The 19,677-nt window shown below is 72.5% G+C and carries 13 protein-coding genes and 1 pseudogene; 6 read left to right on the forward strand and 8 right to left on the reverse strand.

Annotated features, from left to right (window positions below):
- The first annotated feature begins 5 nt into the window (after positions 1–5).
- The gene (locus AC3ERT_RS18965; protein ID WP_435175540.1) at positions 6–248 is read left to right on the forward strand and encodes a hypothetical protein; all 243 of its coding nucleotides are present in this window, start codon (positions 6–8) and stop codon (positions 246–248) included.
- On the opposite strand, the gene AC3ERT_RS18970 is transcribed toward AC3ERT_RS18965, so the two are convergent.
- The 6 genes from AC3ERT_RS18970 to AC3ERT_RS18995 all read right to left on the reverse strand — a co-directional run bounded on the left by AC3ERT_RS18970 (position 233) and on the right by AC3ERT_RS18995 (position 8,732).
- Entirely contained in the window at positions 233–3,181 is a 2,949-nt protein-coding gene (locus tag AC3ERT_RS18970) for a polysaccharide lyase family 8 super-sandwich domain-containing protein (RefSeq protein WP_435175542.1), read from the reverse strand. The genes AC3ERT_RS18965 and AC3ERT_RS18970 overlap by 16 nt on opposite strands.
- 128 nt (positions 3,182–3,309) lie before the next feature.
- The gene (locus AC3ERT_RS18975; protein WP_435175544.1) at positions 3,310–4,326 is read right to left on the reverse strand and encodes a Gfo/Idh/MocA family protein; all 1,017 of its coding nucleotides are present in this window, start codon (positions 4,324–4,326) and stop codon (positions 3,310–3,312) included.
- Positions 4,323–5,429, reverse strand: a complete 1,107-nt coding sequence (locus tag AC3ERT_RS18980; RefSeq protein ID WP_435175546.1) for a LacI family DNA-binding transcriptional regulator — start codon at positions 5,427–5,429, stop codon at positions 4,323–4,325. Before AC3ERT_RS18980 ends, AC3ERT_RS18975 begins: the two co-directional genes overlap by 4 nt.
- 28 nt (positions 5,430–5,457) lie before the next feature.
- A complete protein-coding gene (locus tag AC3ERT_RS18985) occupies positions 5,458–6,339 on the reverse strand; it encodes a carbohydrate ABC transporter permease (RefSeq protein WP_335980538.1) in 882 nt (293 codons plus the stop codon).
- A 75-nt stretch (positions 6,340–6,414) separates the two neighbouring features.
- Positions 6,415–7,383 carry a carbohydrate ABC transporter permease gene (locus tag AC3ERT_RS18990; protein ID WP_335980539.1) on the reverse strand — a complete coding sequence of 323 codons (969 nt, stop codon included), beginning with the start codon at positions 7,381–7,383 and terminating at the stop codon, positions 6,415–6,417.
- Entirely contained in the window at positions 7,380–8,732 is a 1,353-nt protein-coding gene (locus AC3ERT_RS18995; RefSeq protein ID WP_435175548.1) for an ABC transporter substrate-binding protein, read from the reverse strand. Before AC3ERT_RS18995 ends, AC3ERT_RS18990 begins: the two co-directional genes overlap by 4 nt.
- Before the next feature lie 285 nt (positions 8,733–9,017).
- Between AC3ERT_RS18995 and AC3ERT_RS19000 the strand changes: the two genes are divergently transcribed.
- The 3 genes and pseudogenes from AC3ERT_RS19000 to AC3ERT_RS19010 all read left to right on the forward strand — a co-directional run bounded on the left by AC3ERT_RS19000 (position 9,018) and on the right by AC3ERT_RS19010 (position 12,310).
- Positions 9,018–10,442, forward strand: coding sequence for a sulfatase family protein (locus AC3ERT_RS19000; protein WP_435175550.1), 1,425 nt, complete (start codon positions 9,018–9,020; stop codon positions 10,440–10,442).
- Between the two features lie 68 nt (positions 10,443–10,510).
- Positions 10,511–11,032 (forward strand): annotated as a pseudogene (locus AC3ERT_RS19005) (IS3 family transposase); the annotation flags it as partial.
- Positions 11,033–11,248: 216 nt separating this feature from the next.
- A complete protein-coding gene (locus AC3ERT_RS19010; RefSeq protein WP_435175552.1) occupies positions 11,249–12,310 on the forward strand; it encodes a YncE family protein in 1,062 nt (353 codons plus the stop codon).
- Between the two features lie 118 nt (positions 12,311–12,428).
- On the opposite strand, the gene AC3ERT_RS19015 is transcribed toward AC3ERT_RS19010, so the two are convergent.
- Both AC3ERT_RS19015 and AC3ERT_RS19020 read right to left on the reverse strand, forming a co-directional pair.
- The gene (locus tag AC3ERT_RS19015; protein ID WP_488180741.1) at positions 12,429–16,751 is read right to left on the reverse strand and encodes an nSTAND1 domain-containing NTPase; all 4,323 of its coding nucleotides are present in this window, start codon (positions 16,749–16,751) and stop codon (positions 12,429–12,431) included.
- A 137-nt stretch (positions 16,752–16,888) separates the two neighbouring features.
- Positions 16,889–17,206 carry a hypothetical protein gene (locus AC3ERT_RS19020; RefSeq protein WP_435135359.1) on the reverse strand — a complete coding sequence of 106 codons (318 nt, stop codon included), beginning with the start codon at positions 17,204–17,206 and terminating at the stop codon, positions 16,889–16,891.
- A 202-nt stretch (positions 17,207–17,408) separates the two neighbouring features.
- Between AC3ERT_RS19020 and AC3ERT_RS19025 the strand changes: the two genes are divergently transcribed.
- Together AC3ERT_RS19025 and AC3ERT_RS19030 are read left to right on the forward strand one after the other, a co-directional pair.
- A complete protein-coding gene (locus AC3ERT_RS19025) occupies positions 17,409–18,158 on the forward strand; it encodes a nucleotidyltransferase domain-containing protein (RefSeq protein ID WP_335980563.1) in 750 nt (249 codons plus the stop codon).
- A 138-nt stretch (positions 18,159–18,296) separates the two neighbouring features.
- Positions 18,297–19,598 (forward strand): PQQ-dependent sugar dehydrogenase, encoded by a 1,302-nt coding sequence (locus AC3ERT_RS19030; RefSeq protein WP_435175556.1) that lies wholly within the window; start codon positions 18,297–18,299, stop codon positions 19,596–19,598.
- Positions 19,599–19,677: the final 79 nt, after the last annotated feature.

Raw genomic sequence — 19,677 nt, forward strand, 5'->3', positions numbered from 1 at the left:
GCCAGGTGCGGCAGTGGGGGTGCGGGCGGTCCGCGGAGGCGTCGCGCCCGCCGCACGGCCGAGTCGCCGGGCACGTCCTCGACCCGTCCCGGACCCCCGAGTACAACCCGGAGCTCCCCGCCAAGGGCGTCACCGCGAAGACGGTCGACGACGCGACCAGGCCGTACGCGCTGCGCGACATGTTCCGCCGCGCGCGCTTCCGCGATGTCGGCCCCACCCCCTGGTACCCGGACTACCCGGAACGGTGAGCGCGGCGCGGGCGCCGGGAGGCGGCCGCGGCGGCGGTCAGGTCGAGGTGGAGGGTGGGCGGGGAGGCGGGGTTCTCGCGGGAGTTGAGGATGACCGCGAGGCCGGGGGCGTCCTCGGCGAGGGCGAGGGAGAGCGGGCCGGCCGGGGCCGGGGCGACGTGGGCGGTGACGTCGAAGGCCAGAGTGCTCTTGGTCGTGGTGGCGGTGGCGGTGGACAGGGCGGCGCCGAGGGCGGGTTTGGTGTCCCAGGTCAGGGCGGATTCGGTCCAGGCGCTGTCGGCGACGGCGTGGGCGGTCAGCTCGGTGGTGTCGCCGCCGCTGTCGGAGACGTAGCCGTAGGCGGACAGGGTGGCGGCGCCGATCGGGCCGAGGACGGCGGAGGTGTCGAAGGCCAGGTAGGACTGGCGGGTGTAGCCGCTGCCGGTGGCGTTCTTGACCACCAGGGTGGTGGCGCCGCCGTAGCCGGTCGCCGCGTAGGAGCCGTCGCGGACGTAGCCGTCGGCGACGGCGGGCAGCGTCGCGGAGGTGAGGGTGAAGGCGGCCTCGCGGGTGGCGCCGGCCGCGCCGGACAGGTCGACGTCGAGGGTGAGGGCCGGCGACGACGCGGTGACGGTGACGGCGTCGTCGGCGCTCACCAGGTCTCCGCCCCAGACCAGTTGGACCCGCACGGTGGCCGCCGTACGGGAGGGGTCGCTGACGCCCACCAGCAGCCGGCCGCCGCTCTGCCGGGTGATGACGGAGCAGGGCGCGGAGACCGTGATGCCGCCGGCCGAGCCCGCCGCGAAGAAGTTCGCCGCGATGACGCCGCTCGCGCTGTCCCGGACCGCCTGCACGGAGGCGGAGTTGGCCAGCACCGTGACGGTGGGCGCGGCGGCGCGGGCGGCCGTGAGGTCCTTGCCGGCGCCGGGCAGCAGCACGTAGGCGTAGGCGGCCGCGGCGGGCGCGGTGCCGTGGGACAGGCACAGCGAGACGTAGCGGCGGGTGAGCGCGTCGGTGGTGCCGGATATCGTGTTGATGTCGCTCCAGGCGCCGGTGCGGGCGGTGCGGGCGGCCTGCACCGTGGCCGTGCCGGGGAAGAGGTAGCCGCCGACGTCCGCCAGGTGCGCCCAGGACACGGCGGTCAGCGTGTCGCTCCAGCCGAGGGTGCCCGGTTGGGCGGTGCCCTCCACGGTGAGGGTGTGGGTGCCGTCCGCGTGCAGGTTGCGGTTCTCCACCGTGGTGACGACCTCGCCGCCGCTGCCCCCGCTGATGCCCGCGCCGAGGCAGGCGACCGCGTCGTCCAGGAAGAACCAGGACTTGCGGGCGGTCAGGGTGGAGCCGTACTGCCGGAAGTCCATGCCCGCGCAGCCGTAGCTGCCCGACAGGCTCGCCCCGCCGACCCAGGTCGCGGCGGGCAGGGTGCCGGTGCCGGCCGCGTCGGCGAGGGCGAGGGTCTCCACGGTGGTGCCGGGCAGCCGGTGCGGGTCGGCGGTCGGCCAGTAGGCGTCGGTGAAGTGGCCGGGGTCGGCGTCCAGGTAGAGGTAGCCCATGCCGTCGCCGGTGTGCCAGCCGTGCAGGTTCTCGCCGTTCATCGACTCGTAGCGGCCGACGCGGGCGGAGGACATCGCCAGCGCGTAGGCCCAGCCGTCGCCGCGGTGCACGGCGCGGTCCATCGCGGGGAACTGGACGTGCCCGGCGGCCTCGGCGGCGGCCGGCACCGACGTGTCGGCGAGGACCGGCTGCGCCAGCGCGAGGGCGGGCACGGACGCGGTGGCGGCGAACGGCGCGTACGCCTCGCCCCGGGTGATCCAGCCCTTCGCCAGGCTCTTGAAGTGGTCGGCCTGCGCGGAGGTCGGGGCCGACGCGGCGGCCCGCAGCACGGACTGGATGACGAGGTTGCCGTCCTGGAAGTCGGTCTCACCCGGGCGGCTGACGGCCCTGCCGCGCACGGCGTCCATGCACAGCCCGTTCCAGATCCAGGGCCGGAACGAGCTGTCGACCGAGGTGGACACGTGGGCGGACGCCGGGTCGGTGATCGCCCATTCGGAGCCGGCGAGGAGTTGGAAGAGGGCGGCGAGGTCGCGCAGCAGGACCATGCCGTAGGTGCCGGTGTAGGGGATGTCCGTGTGCTGGACGAACGACCCGTCGGCGTACAGCCCGTCGCCGGCGGTGACGTAGGGGAAGACGTCGGACAGGGCGGCGACGGCCGTGGCGAGGCGTTCGCCGCTGCCGCCGAGGATGCCGCGCACGGCGACGACCTGGCACAGGTCCACCCGGTTGGCGCCGGTGGACGTCGAGCGGGTGCTGCCGTACTTGTTGAGGGTCGGGTCGGGTACGAAGTGGTCCACCGCGGCGAGGTAGCCGTCCAGTTGGTCCGCCGACAGCAGGGGGTACACCAGCACGGCGGCGGTGGTCAGCGCTTCGGGTGAACCGACCTCCCACTCCCACCAGTTGCCGGTCTCGGCGGTGCCGGCGTTGTAGACCTGGGTGTGCAGGAAGTCGAGGCCGGCGACGACCGCGGCGCCGAGCGCGGCGCTGCCGTACAGGGTGCGGCCGGTGCTGTCGGTGGCGGTGGTGCCGGGGGTGGCGTACGCCGTCGCCATGGTCGCCAGCTGCTTGTAACTGGCCGTCATGTTGGCGGGGGTGCCGAGGGTCAGGCCCGGCCAGAGGCTGTTCGCGGCGGTGTCGGCGGACTGGGAGTTCCACAGGTCGGTGGCGCCGGCGGACAGGTCCGCCAGGGCGGTGGCGTAGGCGTCGTCGGCCGGGTCGATGGCGCCGCCGGTGGCGATCTCGGCCCACAGGGCGCGCAGGGCGGCGTACGTGTCGTCGTCGGCCGCGGTGGCGGGGGCGGCGCCCGGGCCGAGTTGGAGCGCGCCGGAAAGGCCGCCGAGCGCGAGGGCCGCAGCCGTGAGGAATCCGCGCCGGCCGAGGTGTCCTGCGGGGGTGTCGTGCATGGTGTGCCTCCAGGGTGAACGGGGGTTTCCAGGAACGTCGGGCAGGAAGGGCAGGGAGCGCAGGAAGCGCAAGAAGGGCAGAGCGGCAGGAGGGCCGCGGGGTGCACGGGGTGCGGGGTGCGCGGGTCTCAGCCGACGGACGCCTTTGCCGCGGGCAGGTGGACCAGGCGGCCGTCCGCGGCGCAGGAGGCGTAGACGGACGCGACGGTCTCGACGACCTGGCGGCCGTACTCCGCGGGCACGGCGGGCGGCGCTTCGCCGCGTACGGCCGCGGTGAAGGCGGCGAGCTGGTCGTGGAAGGCGGTGGCGACGTCGGCGGCGGACTCGGCGGCCAGGAGGACCGGTGCGGTGCCGTCGTCCGGGTGCAGCACCGCGCCGCTGCCGCGGGCGACGCGCAGCGTGCCGTGGTCGCCGATCACGGTGAGTTCGTCGCGGGCGGGCAGCAGGGTGCTGGTGACGGTGATGTGCGCGGTGATGCCGCCCTGGAGTTCGAGGCGGGCCAGGACGTCGGTCTCGACCGGCAGGTCCCCGCGGCGGACCGCGGTGGCCGCGACCGCGACCGGGCGGCGGCCGGTCAGCCACAGCAGCCGGTCCACGCAGTGGGTGCCGATGTTGATGAACACCCCGCCGCCGGAGACCGCGGGGTCGAAGAACCACGCGGGCCGGGTGCCGGGCCGGTAGTCGGTGCTGCGCCAGTCGTGCACGGCCCGCACCGCCCCGACGGCGCCGGCCTCCAGCGCGGCCTTCGCGGCGGCGACCGGCGGCAGGAAGTGCTGGATGTGGCCGACGAACAGGACCACCCCGGCCGCCGCGCAGGCGTCCGTCATGAGGGCGCAGTCCGCGACACGGGTGGCCATCGGCTTCTCGACCAGCACGTGCAGGCCCGCGGTGGCGGCGGCGGTGACGATGTCGGTGTGCAGGGCGTGCGGGGTGTTGACGACGACGGCGTCCACCGCGCCGGAGGCGACGAGGTCGCGGTGGTCGGTGAAGACCGCGGCGGCGTGCGGGCCGGCGACGCGGCGCGCGGCCTCGGGGACGATGTCGCAGACCGCCGTCACCCGCACGCCGGGGATGCCTGCCGCGGCTTCGGCGTGCAGCGCGCCCACGGCGCCGGCGCCGATCAGGCCCAGCCTTGTGTCGGTCACGTGGTGCTCTCCTCGCGGGTGGTGGTCCCGGTGTGCTGCGTGGCTCCGCAGGACTGCCGGACGATGATGGTGGGGCGCAGCAGGACCCGGCTGCGGGCCAGGTCCGGGTCGGCCAGCCGGCGCAGCAGGGTGCGTGCCGCGGCCTGGCCGAGCTGCCGTTTGGGCGGTGCGACGGCGGTCAGCGGGATGTCGGCGACCTCGGCGATCTCGTCGTCGTAGGCGACGAGCGCGAGGTCGCCGGGCACGGTGAGTCCGGCGCGGCGGGCGGCGCCGAGCAGCAGCGCGGCCTGCCGGTCGCCGAAGCAGACGGCGGCGGTCACCTCGGCCTCGCGCAGTGCGGCCAGGCACCGGTCGGCGGCCGCGGGGCTCCACTCCTGGCGGGCGGCGCGGAACTCCACGGTGGCCAGGCCGCGTTCGCCTGCGGCCTGGTGGAAGCCCTCGGCGACGGGGCCGGAGGTGGGGCTGGGGTGGCGCAGCACCAGGCCGATCGCCTCGTGGCCGAGGCCGGCGAGGTGGCGGACGGCGTCGTAGGCGCCGGCTTCGTGGTGGGTGCAGACGTACTCGTTGGTGCCTTCCAGGGCGGCGTCGCGGCGTTCGACCAGGACGGTCGGCACGGGCAGGGCGGACAGCCGGGCGAGGTAGTCGCGGGCCGGTTCGGGGCCGTTGAGGGTGGGGACGAGGAGCAGGCCGTCGACGCCGGCCTCCAGCATGTCCCGGACGTCCTTGTCCTCGCGCTTCTGGTCGTAGTCGGAGCAGGCGAACAGCAGCCGGGCGCCCGCGGCGGAGAGCGTCTCCTCGATGCCGCGCAGGACCGTCGGGTAGTAGAAGGCGGTGTCGGGGACGCTGACGCCGACCAAGGCGCGGCCGGGTCCGGGGGCGCTCGGGGGGACGACGAAGGTGCCGGAGCCCTGCCGCCGGACCACCAGGCCCTCGGCGACGAGTTCGTCCACGGCGCGGCGCACGGTGCTCACCGAGGTGCCGCTGCTGCGGGCGAGCTCCTTCTCGGTGGGCAGCCGTCCGTCGGCCGGCCAGATGCCCTGGCGCACCTGCTGCCTGAGCTCGGCGGCCAGTTGGCGGAACTTCAGCTCGTTCGCTCCGGTCATGGTGTCCTCAATCCCCCAGCGGCTCGGTTCACTTGACGGAGCCGACGGTCATTCCCTCGATGATCCGGCGGCCCAGCCATACGTAGCAGGCGAGCACCGGCAGCACGACCAGGGCCACGCCGGCGAACAGCCCGCCCCAGTCGGCGCCGTTGTACTGCATCTGCTGGAGGAAGCCGAGCAGCGCCAGGGAGAGGGTCTGGTGGTCGGTGGTCTGGATGAAGACGAGCGCGAAGACGGTCTCGCCCCAGTGCTGGATGATGTTGAGGGTCAGCACGGTGACCAGCCCGCCGCGCGCCATGGGCAGCATGATCTGCCAGAAGGTCCGCAGGGGTGTGGCGCCGTCGAGCGCGGCGGCCTCCTCCAGTTCGACCGGGAGGGTGGCGAAGAAGCCGGTGAGGAAGAACACGGCGAACGGCAGGGACGTCGCCACGTAGACGACGACCAGGCCGAAGAGGCTGTTGACCAGTTGGAGCCGGTTCATGAGGACGAACAGCGGCAGCATCGCCATCTGGGCGGGGATGCCCAGGCCCAGCGCGAAGGACAGGGTGAGCACGGAGTTGAGCCGGGTGGTGATGCGGCTGAGGGCGTAGGCGGCGGGCGCGGCCAGCAGGACGGTCACCACGGCGGTGCCGCCGACGACCACGACCGTGTTGAGCGCGGCGTGCCCGAACTGGCCGCTGGTCCAGGCCCGGGCGTAGTTGCCCCACTTCAGGGTGTGCGGCAGCCGCCAGGGCGAGCTGAAGATCGCGTCGGAGGTCTTCACCGAGGACAGCAGCAGCCACAGCGCGACGAAGACGTTGAAGGCGGCGAAGAGCCAGACCAGGGGCACGCCGAGCAGCCGGCCTGCGGTGAGCCGGCGCAGCCGGCGGGCGAACGGGCCGGGCGAGCGGCCGGGGCTGGCGACAGCCATCGGGGGTGCCTTCCGTTGACGGGGGTGCGGTGCGGGCGGGGCGGTTGGGACGCCCGGAAGGGCGGGCGGCGCGGCTCAGTACTGCACGGAGTCGCGGCGCATGAAGCGGCGGATCAGGACGACGAGCACGCCGACGAGGGCGAGCATGACCACCGCGCTGGCGGCGGCGGAGCCGTAGCGGGGCACCCCGCCGGACGCGAACGCCTCGCCGTAGGTGTACAGCGCGGTGTTCCACACGCCGGTGTCGGGCATCTGGCCGGCGGCGCCGGCGAAGGCGTAGACGAACTCGAAGACCTTCACCGCGGAGATGGTCCACAGCACCGCGCACACGCCGACCACGTCCCACATCAGCGGCAGGGTGACGTGTCGGAACTTCTGCAGCGCGCCGGCGCCGGCCAGTTCGCAGTCCTCGTACAGCTCCGGCGGGATCTGGTCGACGGCGGCCATCAGGATGGTGGTGTAGAAGCCGGTGGAGGTCCACACCAGGCCGATCAGGATGACCTTGAAGAGGTTGCCCTGGCCGAGCCAGTTGGTGGTGGGCAGGCCGGTGGCGCGGGTGAGGGAGTCGACCGGGCCGCCCTGCTGGAAGAGGAAGCCCCACAGGATGGCGATCACGACGCTGGGCACGATGTTGGGGAAGAAGAGGATGGAGCGCGCCGCTTTGCGGCCCTTCATGTCGCGCAGCACCATGGTCAGCCCGAAGGAGACCAGGAAGGTCAGCCCGCCGGCGCCGAAGACGATCCACAGGGTGTTGGTGAAGGAGTGCCGGAAGGTCGGGTCCTGGAAGATCCGGCGGTAGTTGTCCAGCCCGGTGAAGGTCATCGGGCCGGCCCCGGCCCACTTGTTGAGGCTCAGCCACAGCGTGAACAGCGAGGGGCCGGCGAAGAAGACGACGTACACCGCGGCGGCGGGCAGCACCAGCGGCCAGAACAGCTTGCGGCGGCGGGCGGTGAGCGGGCTGGGCCGTACTCCCCCGGGCGCGGTGGGGGCGCGCCGCCGGGTGGCGGCGGGGGCGTCCGGGCGCAGCGTGCCGGCCGCCGTCACGAGGCCGTCTTCCAGTAGGAGGCGGACTGGGAGGCGAGCTTGCCGGCGAAGGACTGCGCGGTGAGGTGGCCGGTGAGGAAGCTGGTGTTGAGCGGGAGGAAGACCTTCGTGTACCACTCGGCGGCGGTCTCCTTGACGCCGTCCAGGGTCTTGACGACGTGGCCCGAGGCGATCGCCTTCTGCGCGTCGGCGAGTTCGGCGGGGGCGGCGATGTCCGCGCGCGGGGTGATGTTCTTGGCCTGGGTGGCGATGCCCTGGAGGTGCTCCTTGGCGAGGAAGTAGGCGATGAACTTCTTGGCAGCGGCGGCGTGCCGGGCCTTCTTGGGGATGGAGAACCCGATCAGCGAGATGTCCTGGGAGGTGTCGCCGCCGGCGGTGAACGCGGGGAACGGGAAGGAGCGGTAGGTGAAGCCGGAGGTGGCGAAGGTGGCGGTCTCGCTCGGCGCGAAGGTGCCCAGCAGCAGGAAGTCGGACTTGCCCTTGGCCCATTTCTGCTGCACCGCGGGCCACTTGGAGCCGTCGTAGCCCTTGGTGAAGTCGTCGGCCATGACCAGGGCCTCGATGGGGCGCAGCGCGTCCACGAAGCCGGGCGCTTTCAGCAGTGCGCCGGACTTGTCGGTGGCGGCCTTGCCGAAGGCGCCGGGGCCCAGGCCGCGCAGCACCGCGTAGTACGTCCAGTAGGCGGCGTAGTCGGGGACGTCGGCGTCCAGGGCGAGCGGGCCGTCGCCGCGGGCGGCTTTGCGGGCGGCCAGCAGGGTGCTGAACTCCGCCCAGGTGGCGGGGGGTTTCGCGGCGACGTCGGGCAGGGCGTGGCCGTCGTACCAGATCTGGGTGGTGACGATCTCGTAGGGGATCTGCCACAGGGTGCCGGCGGTGGTGCTCAGGGAGTGGTACTTCGCCGGGACGACGCTGCCGACGGTGCTGCCGCGCTCGCCGGGGATCGGCAGTTCCAGCACCGGGGTGAGGTCCAGCGCCTGGCCGGTGGCCTGGAGTTGGGCGTAGGCGAAGCGGTCGGAGGAGTCGACGAGGTCGGCGGGGACGTTCCCGGTGTTGAGGGTGGGGGCCAGTTGCTGGATGACCTGGCGGCCCTTCCACTGGACGCTCACCTTGATGCCGGTGTCCTTGGTGAACCGCGTGATCGCCGCCTGGAGCACCTTGGCCTGGGGTTCGTCCTGCTTCCACATCGACCAGTAGGTGAAGGAGTTCGCACCGCCCCCGCCGGAGCCGGAACCGGAGCCGCAGGCGGCGGTGAGGCCGGCGGCCGTGGCGAGGACCGCGCCGAGGACGGCGCGGCGGGCGAGGGGACGGCCGGTCTCTGCGGCGTCCGTGGACTGTCTGGCAGCGGACATACCTGCACTCCTCGGGTGACGGTGACCCTGGGTCGGGGAAGGCGTGGCCATATGATTGCCTCAGGACATTGCCGAGAACAAGCGCTCTTAGAGCGTATGAATTGCAGATGACTCGCGGTTCTCGTGAATCATTGCAGGAATGTTTCCAGCGTCCGTGTGAACCACCAGCTGATTCATTACTTATTCATATGCTCACAGCGATTGACTGGCCGCGGCACCGGCGCTGAGCATGTGAGGCGTCCAGCCGGCCCGCCCCGGGCCCGCGCCGCACCTGCTTGGAGCGCCATGGCCAGCCACGATCCGGACCGCCCGAACGTCCTGCTGATCCTCTCCGACGACCAGGGCCCGTGGGCCATGGGCTGCGCCGGCAACCACGAGATCCGCACCCCGCACCTGGACGCGCTGGCGGCCGGCGGCGTGCTGCTCAGCCGCTTCTTCTGCACCTCGCCGGTCTGCTCACCGGCCCGCGCCTCGCTGTTCACCGGCCAACTGCCCTCCCAGCACGGCGTCCACGACTGGCTCTCCTACCACCACGCCGGCCGCACCGGCATCGACTTCCTCGCCGGCCGCACCCTCTTCACCGATCTGCTCGCCGGCGCCGGGTACCGGCTGGGCCTGAGCGGCAAGTGGCACCTGGGCGCCAACGACCGGCCCCGCCCCGGCTTCGTGCACTGGTACGCCCACGAGAGCGGCGGCGGCCCCTACCGCGGCGCGCCGATGTACCGCGACAGGGTCCGCACCGAGGAGCCCGACTACCTCACCGACGCCCTCGCCGCCGACGCCGAGCGCTTCCTGGCCGCCGAGGCCGAGCGCCCCGAACCCTTCCACCTCTCCTTGCACTTCACCGCGCCGCACAAGCCGTGGAAGGGCCAGCACCCCAGCCGCTACACCGCGTTGTACGAGGACTGCGCCTTCGAGACCTGCCCGCAGGGTCCGCCGCACCCCTGGCAGCCGTTCGCCGACGACGGCTCCCCGGTCGGCGGCGAACCCGACACCCGGCAGGCGCTGATCGGCTACTTCGCGGCGACCACCGCGATGGACGCCGCCATCGGCCGGGTCCTGCACCGGCTCGACGCGCTCGGCCTCACCCGGTCCACCCTGGTCGTCTTCACCAGCGACAACGGCTTCAACGCCGGCCACCACGGCATCTGGGGCAAGGGCAACGGCACCTTCCCGCAGAACATGTACGACAGCTCGGTGCTGGTGCCCTTCATCGCCGCGCAGCCCGGCCGCATCCCCGGCGGGCGCGTCTGCGACGCCCTGCTGTCGCAGTACGACGTGCTGCCCACCCTCGTCGACCACCTCGGCCTGGACCACGCCCCGGACCCGCAGCTGCCCGGCCGCTCCTTCGCCGCCCTGCTCGCGGACGCCGGGCACCCCTCCGGCCACGAACGGGTGGTCGTCTACGACGAGTACGGCCCGGTCCGCATGATCCGCACCCGCGACCGGAAGTACGTCCACCGCTACCCGCACGGCCCGCACGAGCTGTACGACCTCGCCGCGGACCCCGGCGAGGAGCGCAACCTCGCGGACGCGCCGGAGCACGCCGGCACCCGGGCGGAGCTCGCCGCCCGGCTCGACGAGTGGTTCGCCCGCTACGTCGACCCGGCCCTGGACGGTGCCCGCCTCCCCGTCTCGGGCAGCGGCCAGCGCACCCCGGTCGCCCCCGGCACCCTCCCCACCGCCTTCGACCCGCCCCCGGGGACGTGAGCGCACCGCAGGCTCACCCGGCACGCAAAGGGGCCCGGCCCCACGGGCCGGACCCCTCCCCTGCGCCCTACCGCGACCGCGTCACGCAGCGGTGGCGCTCCGACCGGCAGGCCGCCGACGCCCACCTCGCCGCCCGGATACGTATCGTGCACCGCGAATCGCACGGCACTTACGGCGTTCCCAGGATCACCGCCGAGCTTCGCAAGACGGGCGAGCTGATCAATCACAAGCGCATCGCGCGGGTGATGCGGAGGCATCGGCCTGCACGGCGTTCGGCTACGGCGCAGGCGCCGCACGACGGTGGCGGATCCGGCCTCGGTGAAGGCTCCGAACCTGATCGGCCGCGACTTCACCGCCACCCGGACGAACACGAAGTACGTCGGGATATCACGTATCTCCCGCCGGACGGCGGGACGTTCCTGTATCTGGCCACTGTCGTCGACCTGGCTTCAGGTCGCCTGGTCGGCTGGTCGATCGCGGACCACATGCGCACCGATCTGGTCATCGACGCCCTGGCCGCTGCCGAGCGCACCCGCGGCAGCCTCGATGGCGCGATCATGCACACCGACCACGGAGCCCCATACGCCAGCCGCATGACCCGTGTCCAGAACTCGGGGTCAAGGCCCCCGAACGGTTGATCCACGCCGCCCCCGACGACGAAGACCACTGACAACACACGTTTGACAGACCCAGACAAGGCTGCAGAGCGGGGCCAGGCATTCAATGTCGTTGCCGCCCACTAGAGTTGGCCGGACGATTGCACTTTGGCATCGGCCCATCACTCTCCGAATGGGAGGTTCACGCGCTTGCGTATACGCAGCCTCGCGGCCACAGCATTCGCTACCGTCGCCGCGTCACTGACCCTGTTTGCCAGCCCCAGCCCGGCCTACGCCGCAGACAGCACCGTCCTTCCGGTGTTGTCACACTGGCAGACCATCGCTGACAGCGACCACGTGTACGTCAGTGCCCCCGGCGACGACGCCGTGGTGGCCACGGACTACGACGGCCACGTCCTCAAGACGATCAGCGGGCTCGATGGGGCACGCGGTATGACCTTGTCCAATGACGGCTCCACCCTCTACGTAGCTCTGCCGAAGGCTGACGCGATCGCGGCTATCGACACCGCCACTCTCACCGAGACCCGGCGATTCGCCACCGGGGCCGACACGGCACCCGAAAGTGTCGCGGTCGCCGGCGGCAAGCTCTGGTTCTCCTACCAGGCAACGGTGTTCGACGCCGGCATCGGATCCATCAGCGTCGCAGACCCCGACCCGGTCCCCGCCCTCGACCCTGACCCTGAGTGGTTCGGCAAGCCCCAACTCGCCTCCTCCCCGGCGGTTCCCGACCGGCTCGTCGCGGCGGATAGCGCTAACGGACTGGGGATCGCCACGTACGACGTGAGTTCCGGCTCCCGCCAACAGGTCGCCTACACCGATGCCATCAACAGCGTTGAGGACATGGCCATCACCCCGGACGGACAGACCCTCGTCACCGCCAATGGATACAACTACTTCCACCAGCGGTGGCGGATCTCAGACCTCACGGAACTCACCAGCTACGACACCGGGACATACCCCACCTCTGTCGCCATCGCTTCCACCGGCATGACCGCGGCGGGAATCCTCGGCGGCGGCAACTGCGAATGCGACATCTATCTCTACCCGCCCGGTTCGACCACGCCGGTACGCCAGATCGCGCTCTCCTGGCCGAACTGGGATCTTATGGACCGTGGCCTGGCCTGGGCCCAGGACGGCAGTCGGCTGTTCGCCACACGCTTCCCGTACTCAGGTGAGGTGATCCTGGATGTCATCAGCGACATCCAGCACCCCTCCCCCACCGGCAAGCCGACCGCATCCATCACTCGCTGACCACACGCAGCTCCTGCCGCCGCCCAGACCCCGGACCGCGTCGACTGCTGCCGCACCAGACCGCAACGGCCCCTTGAACCCAAGCTCTCTCGCGGCATCGCGGAGCAACCGGTCCCGCTCAGTTCCGATCGATGTCGCTGATCGCCTTGGCCACTCCGTAGGAACCGAGAAGCAGCAGCTCGTCCAGCAGGTCGAGGATCTCGGACCTGCGCGCGGGCGAGGACGCCTGGACGTACGACCGCACCAGCAGTTCGCCGATGTGGCGGGCGTCGGCCGCCACGCCACGCCGCAGGTCGGCCGACGCGGCTCCGAAACCCTCGATGAAGCGGCGGACACACGTCAGAACCAGCTCGTCGATCCGGTCGGGAGCGCGTTCGAGCGTGATCAGCAACTGCGGTAGGGCCGTCTCGAAGGCGAGGGAATCCATCAGTGCGTCAAGTGTCCGTCGGTGCGGTCCCAGCCGCCGGCCCCGCAGTTCGGCCGCTACTTCCGCAGCTGCCTGCCGAACCTCTGCCTCGGGATCGTGGAAGAACCGGACGAGCGCATGATGGGCGAGCGCGGCGTCCCCGGTGTTGCCAAGGCGTACGGCGCACACGCCGGCGGCTCCCTGCCGCTGCGCCGCGTCGTGTCCTGCGAGCACCGCTGCCAGCAGGTCCGGCATCGCCCACTCCATCGCCGCCAGCGCGGCGACCTGTCCGCCGAACCGCCGTACCGCGTCCACGGCGGACGTCAGCATGCGTTCCGCCTGGGGCCGGACCGCGCCCGGGTCCCCGTGCATCAAGGCCACGGCCAGGCGGGACACGTACGGCGAAGCCAGGAGGTGGTCAGGCCCGCGCACCAGCGCGCCGAAGGCGTCGGCGACGGCCTGGCGGTCGTGACCGATCGCGGCGTGAAGCACGCGGGCCACGCACGCCCGGACATCGAGGGACGGAACATCTGCCAGGTGCCGCAGGCGGGGCACGATCGCTAAGGCGCGGGACCCGTCCGGGTCCCGCACGAGCAGGTCGGCGAGCGCCCAGGCTGCGCTGCCCGGCGCCGTGTTGATCCCAGCGGTGAGCAGGTCACGCGACGGATCGTCCGCACCCGCGCGATCCGGGTGTTCGGCCGTTCCCGTCCCGTCCGACCCGAGAACGCACTCCAGAAGCATTTCCACCAGGTCGAGCGGAACACTGTCGAGGTATTTCCGTAGCGCGTCTCCCAGCCAACGCTCCTGTTCCGTCTGATGGTGACCCGCGAAGTGGCGTACCGCCGCGAAGACCGGTTCCGGGTCGGCACATGCTTCGGCCTCGCCCAAGCCGCGGAGAAGCGCGGCACCGTAGGCGGGGTGTGTCCCGGCGTCGATCCGCGGCGCGAGCCGCGCGAACCGGTCGGGGTCCGCCACCGTCATCGTGTGCAGCACCAGGGCCAGTTCGCCCGCGCCGCCGGTGAAGTTCGTCCAGTTGGTCTCGTCCCGGCTGTACTTTCGCATGGCGGTCAGCCATTGGTCGTCGCTCATGTGCTGGGCCGACTCCGAAGCAATGGGCGGACCGATGGACCCACCGGTCATGCCCTCCGGCTCGTCGGGCTGACGCCGGTCGCCGTGGAGCCGGCGCAGTTCGCCGAGGCGGCGTGCCGCCCGCTCGGAGAGTCGCGCTTCCGGCAGGGCCGTCAGCAGCGTGAACTCGTGCCAGGGTGAGAGCTGCCCGTCCGGGGGAAGGCGCAGGTGCAGCAGCATGTGCTCCAGCCGCCCCAGGGTCTTGTCGGAGAGGGTCCCCCCGATGGCGAGGAGAACCTCCCGGGTGCCCCATACGACGTTTTCCGCGGAGCCGGTCAGAAGACGGTGGGCACCCTCGAGGAGGATCTCGGCCGACCAGTCGGCGAGGGAGGGACCGGCCGCGGACAGGGCTTGGTAGAGGAGCCACTGCGTGGTGTCGTACGGCAGGCCGACGAGTCCGCGCACCAGCTCGGGCACCCGGGCGGGGTCCTGCCGGGCAAGGAGCCGCAGGACAGCGGCCAGGCCGTGGACCAGAGCCCCGCCCAGGTCTCGGGGGTCGTCGTCCGCGTGACGGTACGAGAAGTGCCGGTCGCGGACCGGCCATCCGTCCGCTGTCGTGCGGGCCGTCGCTTCGACCACCGCCACCAGGACCGGCACCAGCCGAACGAAGAACTCCTCCGGGGCGCCGGCGGCGGCAGCCTCCACCGCGCGGAGGGCCGCGTGGTCCCTACCCAGCAGGAAGGCGACCCGTCCGTGCGGGTCGAGCCGAGGAGAACTCACCTGTTCCGTCAGGAGCACGTCCAGCAACTCGACCGCCCAGCCGGGCTTCCCTTCTGCGAGTTCACTCACCGGAATCCACAGTTCGCGTTCTGCTCCGCCGAACAGGCCGGATCGCACGCCGTCGAGCACGAGGTCGAAGAGGGACCGGCTGCCGGCCAGGCTGCTGCGGAGGACGATCTGCTTCAGCCAGTCCGGGGAGGAGGAATCCGACCTGCGCGCCTGAAGGAGACGGGCCACCCGGTCGGGCAGTGAGTCGGCGACCGAGGCCAGCAGTCGCACAGCTGTGTCCCGCTCGCGCGGGTCGGCGCCGGCCAACCACCTCTCGACGGCCCCTTCCTCGTCCGCGCGCCGGAACCACGCCGGCATGGTGGCCAGGCCGATGAGCGGCTCGCGGAACGCGGGACGGGTGTCCAGCACCCGGGTGACGACGCCCCATTCGGTGGAACTGGGCTCGTCCAGTCCGCGCAGCACCGCCAGGGTCAGGTCCTTGAGGTGGTAGCGGATCTCCGGGCTGGTGAGCAGCTTTTCGACTTCTTCCGCGAACCTCTCGGGGTCCTCGTCCCGCAAGTGGTCCAGCACCTGCCGGAGCTGCCCCCGCCGAAACAACTCCTGTTCCCCGCCGGTGAGAAACACGACCAGGCTTTCGCCGCGCCGCAGCCAGTCACGCGCAAAGGCGTAGTCGAAGAAACTCTCGTGGAAGAAGGCGAGTGTTCGGCCGTCGCGCACGCAGACGTGCTCGGAGAGCAGGATCTCCCGGCTGGCGGCGAGGTCGTCCGTGTCGAGCAGGCTGTAGGGCACGGAAAGACTCTGCCGCGAGCTCATCGCGGACACGAGAGCGGACATCGCCTCGTGGAAGCGCATGCCGGGCCGATGACGCTCGCAGTCGCGGCGTTTGGCCTCCCAGAAAGCGTCGAACAACTGCCGGGTGCTGTGGAAGGAAAGCGCCTCTTCCTGGTCGCGGACCCGGTCGAGGAGAACCAGATGCAGCGGCGACCGCAGCAGTGTCCGCTGCGATCCGGTGAGCCGGGCCGGTTCGAGCCCCATGCCCGAGAGGGCGGCGTGGACTTGGGCGTCGGTGAGCGACTCGACCGTGATGCGAGTGCAGCTGTCCGCATCGGCAAGCCGGCGGATGCGGTGGTCGGCTTTGGCATCGAACGCACGGCAGGCCAGCACCACCCGCATGTCCGGGTACGCCGCGGCCTCGTCCACGAGGTCCGCCACCGCGTCGAAGGCATCGGGGATGCGTCCCGACGCCAGGCTGACCGCGTCGAGCTGGTCCACCACCAGCACGCACGAACGCCCGTCGGCCACAGCAGCGAGGGCAGCGACCGGCGATCTGCTCAGTCCGACCCGCTGCCCCAGGTCATGAGTCGAGTCGAAAGGTCCCAGCCGGTCGAGACGGAAGGCAAGTACGGCAGTGGCCGCACCGTCGAGAGAGGTGAAGACCTGGTGCAGCACCGAGCTCTTCCCACCGCCCGCCGCACCGACCAGGAGAACCAGCTGACGGGGGTCCGCCCTGATCTGCTCGACGATCCGGGCGGCCTCCTGTCGCGGGATGACGGGCCGGAGCAACTCGCGCTCGACGGTTGCCGCCCACCTCCGCGTTGTCCGGCTCACCTCGTCGGACACCGCGGTTCCGTCCGCCCGCCCGACGCGCCGCAGCCCGTACGGCGCCAGGCGGTCGGTGAGGGCCGCGGCGTCGAGTGTGGTCCCCAGGTTGTCCACCAGAAGCTGGCCGAGGCCGACCGCGGTCAGCGGGCCTGGACCACCCGCAAGGACCTGCTCGGCCAGGACCGCGTTGGTACGGACAAGGTCCCGTTCGTCGTGCCAGTGGACCCTGAAGCCACGCAGCATGCGCCAGGCGACCTCGGCCGACCCGTAGATGTCGCCCGAGGTCAGGGCCTCGAAGGGGCCGCGGAGTTCCTCGGTCAACCACTCGGCCTCGAAAGAGGCGGCGTCGTCCGCCCGGCGGGCCCGATCTGCCAGTTCGTCGAGCGCGCGGGCGGGGAGTGCGGAGACGAAGCAGAAGGTCCGTCCGGCCGTCACATGGGAACGTAGGTGGTCCCAGATCCCCTTGGCCCGCAGCGAGGCCACGTTCCAGCCGTTGGCGTTCCGGTCCTGCCGTTTGACCTGGTGAACCTCCGTCTCCCCGGCATGGCGGTAGACGAACTCGACCCCCTCGCCCACCGGCCCGCTGGGCTCCAGGCAGATCGACGTTCCCCTGCCCAGGAGCACGTACAGCGCGTGCCTGATGGTCCAGGCGCCCTCGTAGCGGTTGCCGAACTTGTCCGTCTCACCCCCCGGTCGCGGTGACACAGCCCTCCTTACGGCAACTCGGCGGTGAGGAAGCGGTGGAGCACCGCGGCCTCCGCGCGCAGGCGGGCGGCCCGCTCGGCGTGGGCGGGCGAGGTCAGCGAGGCCGCGACCGCCTCCCGTTCGTCGGCCTCGGCCCGTACGACGCCCGCCGCTTCTTCCTCGCTCAGGGCGCGCCGCTCCACCTCGGTGGCCCCCGCCCCGACCGGCGCCTGCTCCAGCGCCAGGCCGCGCAGCGCGCCCTCGTCCACGGGCGCCGCCTCGGCGTTGTCCAGCGCGGCCAGCGCCGAACGCAGCGCGCTCACGGCGGCCCTGTCCCGGGCGCGCATCGCTTCCGGCAGGGCCTGGCGCATACGAAGACGAAGAGACATACCGCGACCCTAGAGCGCCTGCCGCGCCCGCGACCATACGATTTCCGCCCGCCCCCGCCTACCCGGCCTGCCCGCACTGCCCGCACCACCCGCCCCCGGGGCCCGGGCCGGTCGGCGGGAAACGGTCCGCCGCGGGGCCGGCCGGTGCGACGATGACGGCATGGCGGCCACCGAAACGGACCTCGTGCTCCAGCGCTTCGTCTCCGAGGCGACCGCGGCGGCCCCGGTCGTGGCCGTGTGGGCGCACGGCTCGCTGGCGATGGGCGACTTCCGGCCCGGCCACAGCGACTTGGACCTGGTCGCGGTTGTCGAGACCCCGCCGGACGCCGGGCACCGCGAACAGCTGGGGGCCGTCCACCGGCGGCTGCTGGCCGAGGAACCCGCCGCGGCCAAGCTGCACTGCACGTACATGGCGCGGACCGCGCTCGACGACGCCCGCGCCGACCACTTCACCTGGGCGCACAACCACCTCATGGCGCGCCCCGTGACGCCCGTCACCCGCCGCGAGCTGCACGACGGCGCGCTGACGCTGTACGGTCCGCCGGCCGCGGAACTGCTGCCGCCGCTGGCCCCCGGGCAGTTGGAGGAGTTCATCCGGCACGACCTGGCCCGCTTCTGGCTCCCGGCGACCCGCAGCCCGGTGCCCTGGCTGCGGGACATCTGGGTGGACCTCGGCCCGCTGGTGCTGGCCCGCGCCACCGTGACCCTGCGCGACGGGCGCCTGATCACCAAGGGCGAGGCCCTCGACGTGCTGACCGAACTCGGCGCCCCCGCCGACCTGGTCCGCGACATCCGCGACCGCCGCTACTCCGCCCCGCCGCCGATCGGGCTGCCCCGCCGCGTACGCCGTGCCCTGCGGGCCCGCGCCTTCGTCCGCCGCGGCATCAGGCAGCTGCTGGCCGCGCACTGACCCCGGGTCGGCGCAGCCCCCGGCGCGCGGGGTCGCGGCGGGCGGGGGCATCGGGTAGGAGTGGTCGCAGGGTCCGCGGCGGGCCCGGCCGGACGCACCGCACCGCGCCGGCTGCGACGAGGAAGGGCGACCGGTCGGATGAAGGGATGGCGCAGGGCAGGGACGGGGCACGCGGACGGGCCGCGCGGGGCGGGCGCCGGAGCGCGGCGGCTGCGGGCGGCGGGGTGCGCCGCCGCGGCGGCGGCGCTGCTGCTGGCGGGCTGCTCCTCGGCCTCGGACGGCTCCTCGTCGTCGGCGACCCCGACGACGGCCACGCCCGCGACGGGAGCGACCGGCACGACCGGTACAACCGGTACGGCCGGCACGGCCGGCTCCGCGGGTTCCGCGCCCTCCGCCGTGGCCACGACCCCCGCACCGACCCCGACCGCGGGCTCGGCCACCGGGTCGGCGAAGGTCACCGGCACCGTCGCCAGCGGCCTGAACGTGCCGTGGGGCATGGTCCGGCTGCCCGGGGGCGACCTGCTGGTCAACTCGCGCGACACCGGCGTGGTCCAGCGGATCGCGCCGGGCGGCGGCAAGCGCACCGTGGCGGGCACGGTGCCCGGGGTGGTCTCCACCAAGAGCTCCCAGGGCGAGACGGGCCTGCTGGGACTGGCGCTGTCCCCGGGCTTCGCCCGCGACCGGCTGATCTACGTCTACTTCTCCACCGCGACCGACAACCGCGTCGCGAAGCTGACGTACACGCCCACGGCGAGCGCCGGCCACCAGCTCGGCACGCTCCACGTCATCCTCAAGGGCATCCCGCGCAGCATCCACCACAACGGCGGCCGGATCGCGTTCGGCCCCGACGGCATGCTCTACGCGGGCACCGGCGACGCGGAGAACACCGCGCTGCCGCAGGACAAGTCCTCGCTGGGCGGCAAGATCCTGCGCATGACGCCCGACGGCAAGCCGGCTCCGGGCAACCCGTTCGGCCAGTCCGTCGTTTACACCATCGGGCACCGCAACGTGCAGGGCCTGGCCTGGGACCCGTCGGGCAACCTGTGGGCCTCGGAACTCGGCGACCGGAAGGCCGACGAACTCAACCTGATCAAAGCAGGCCACAACTACGGCTGGCCCGCCACCCAGGGAAAGACCAGCCACGCCGGATACACCTCGCCCGTCGCCCAGTTCGGCACCGAGACCGACTCCCCCAGCGGCATCGCCTGGGCCGACGGCTGCATCTGGATGGCCGCGCTCAAGGGCGAACGCCTGTGGCGCATCCCGCTGGACGGCACCCGGCTCGTCGCCGCTCCGCAGAGCGAACTCGTCTCCACGTACGGCCGGTTGCGCACCGTTCTCGGCTACGACGGCGCTCTGCTGGTGACCACCAGCAACACCGACGGCCGGATCAGCCCCAAGTCGGGGGACGACAAGATCCTGAAGGTGAAGGTGAGTTGACGCGTGCAGCCGGCCTCCTCGACAGCGCCCCGGGGGGGGGGGGGGGGGGGGGGGGGGGGGGGGGGGGGGGGGGGGGGGG

The organism is Actinacidiphila sp. bgisy145 (assembly GCF_057708125.1).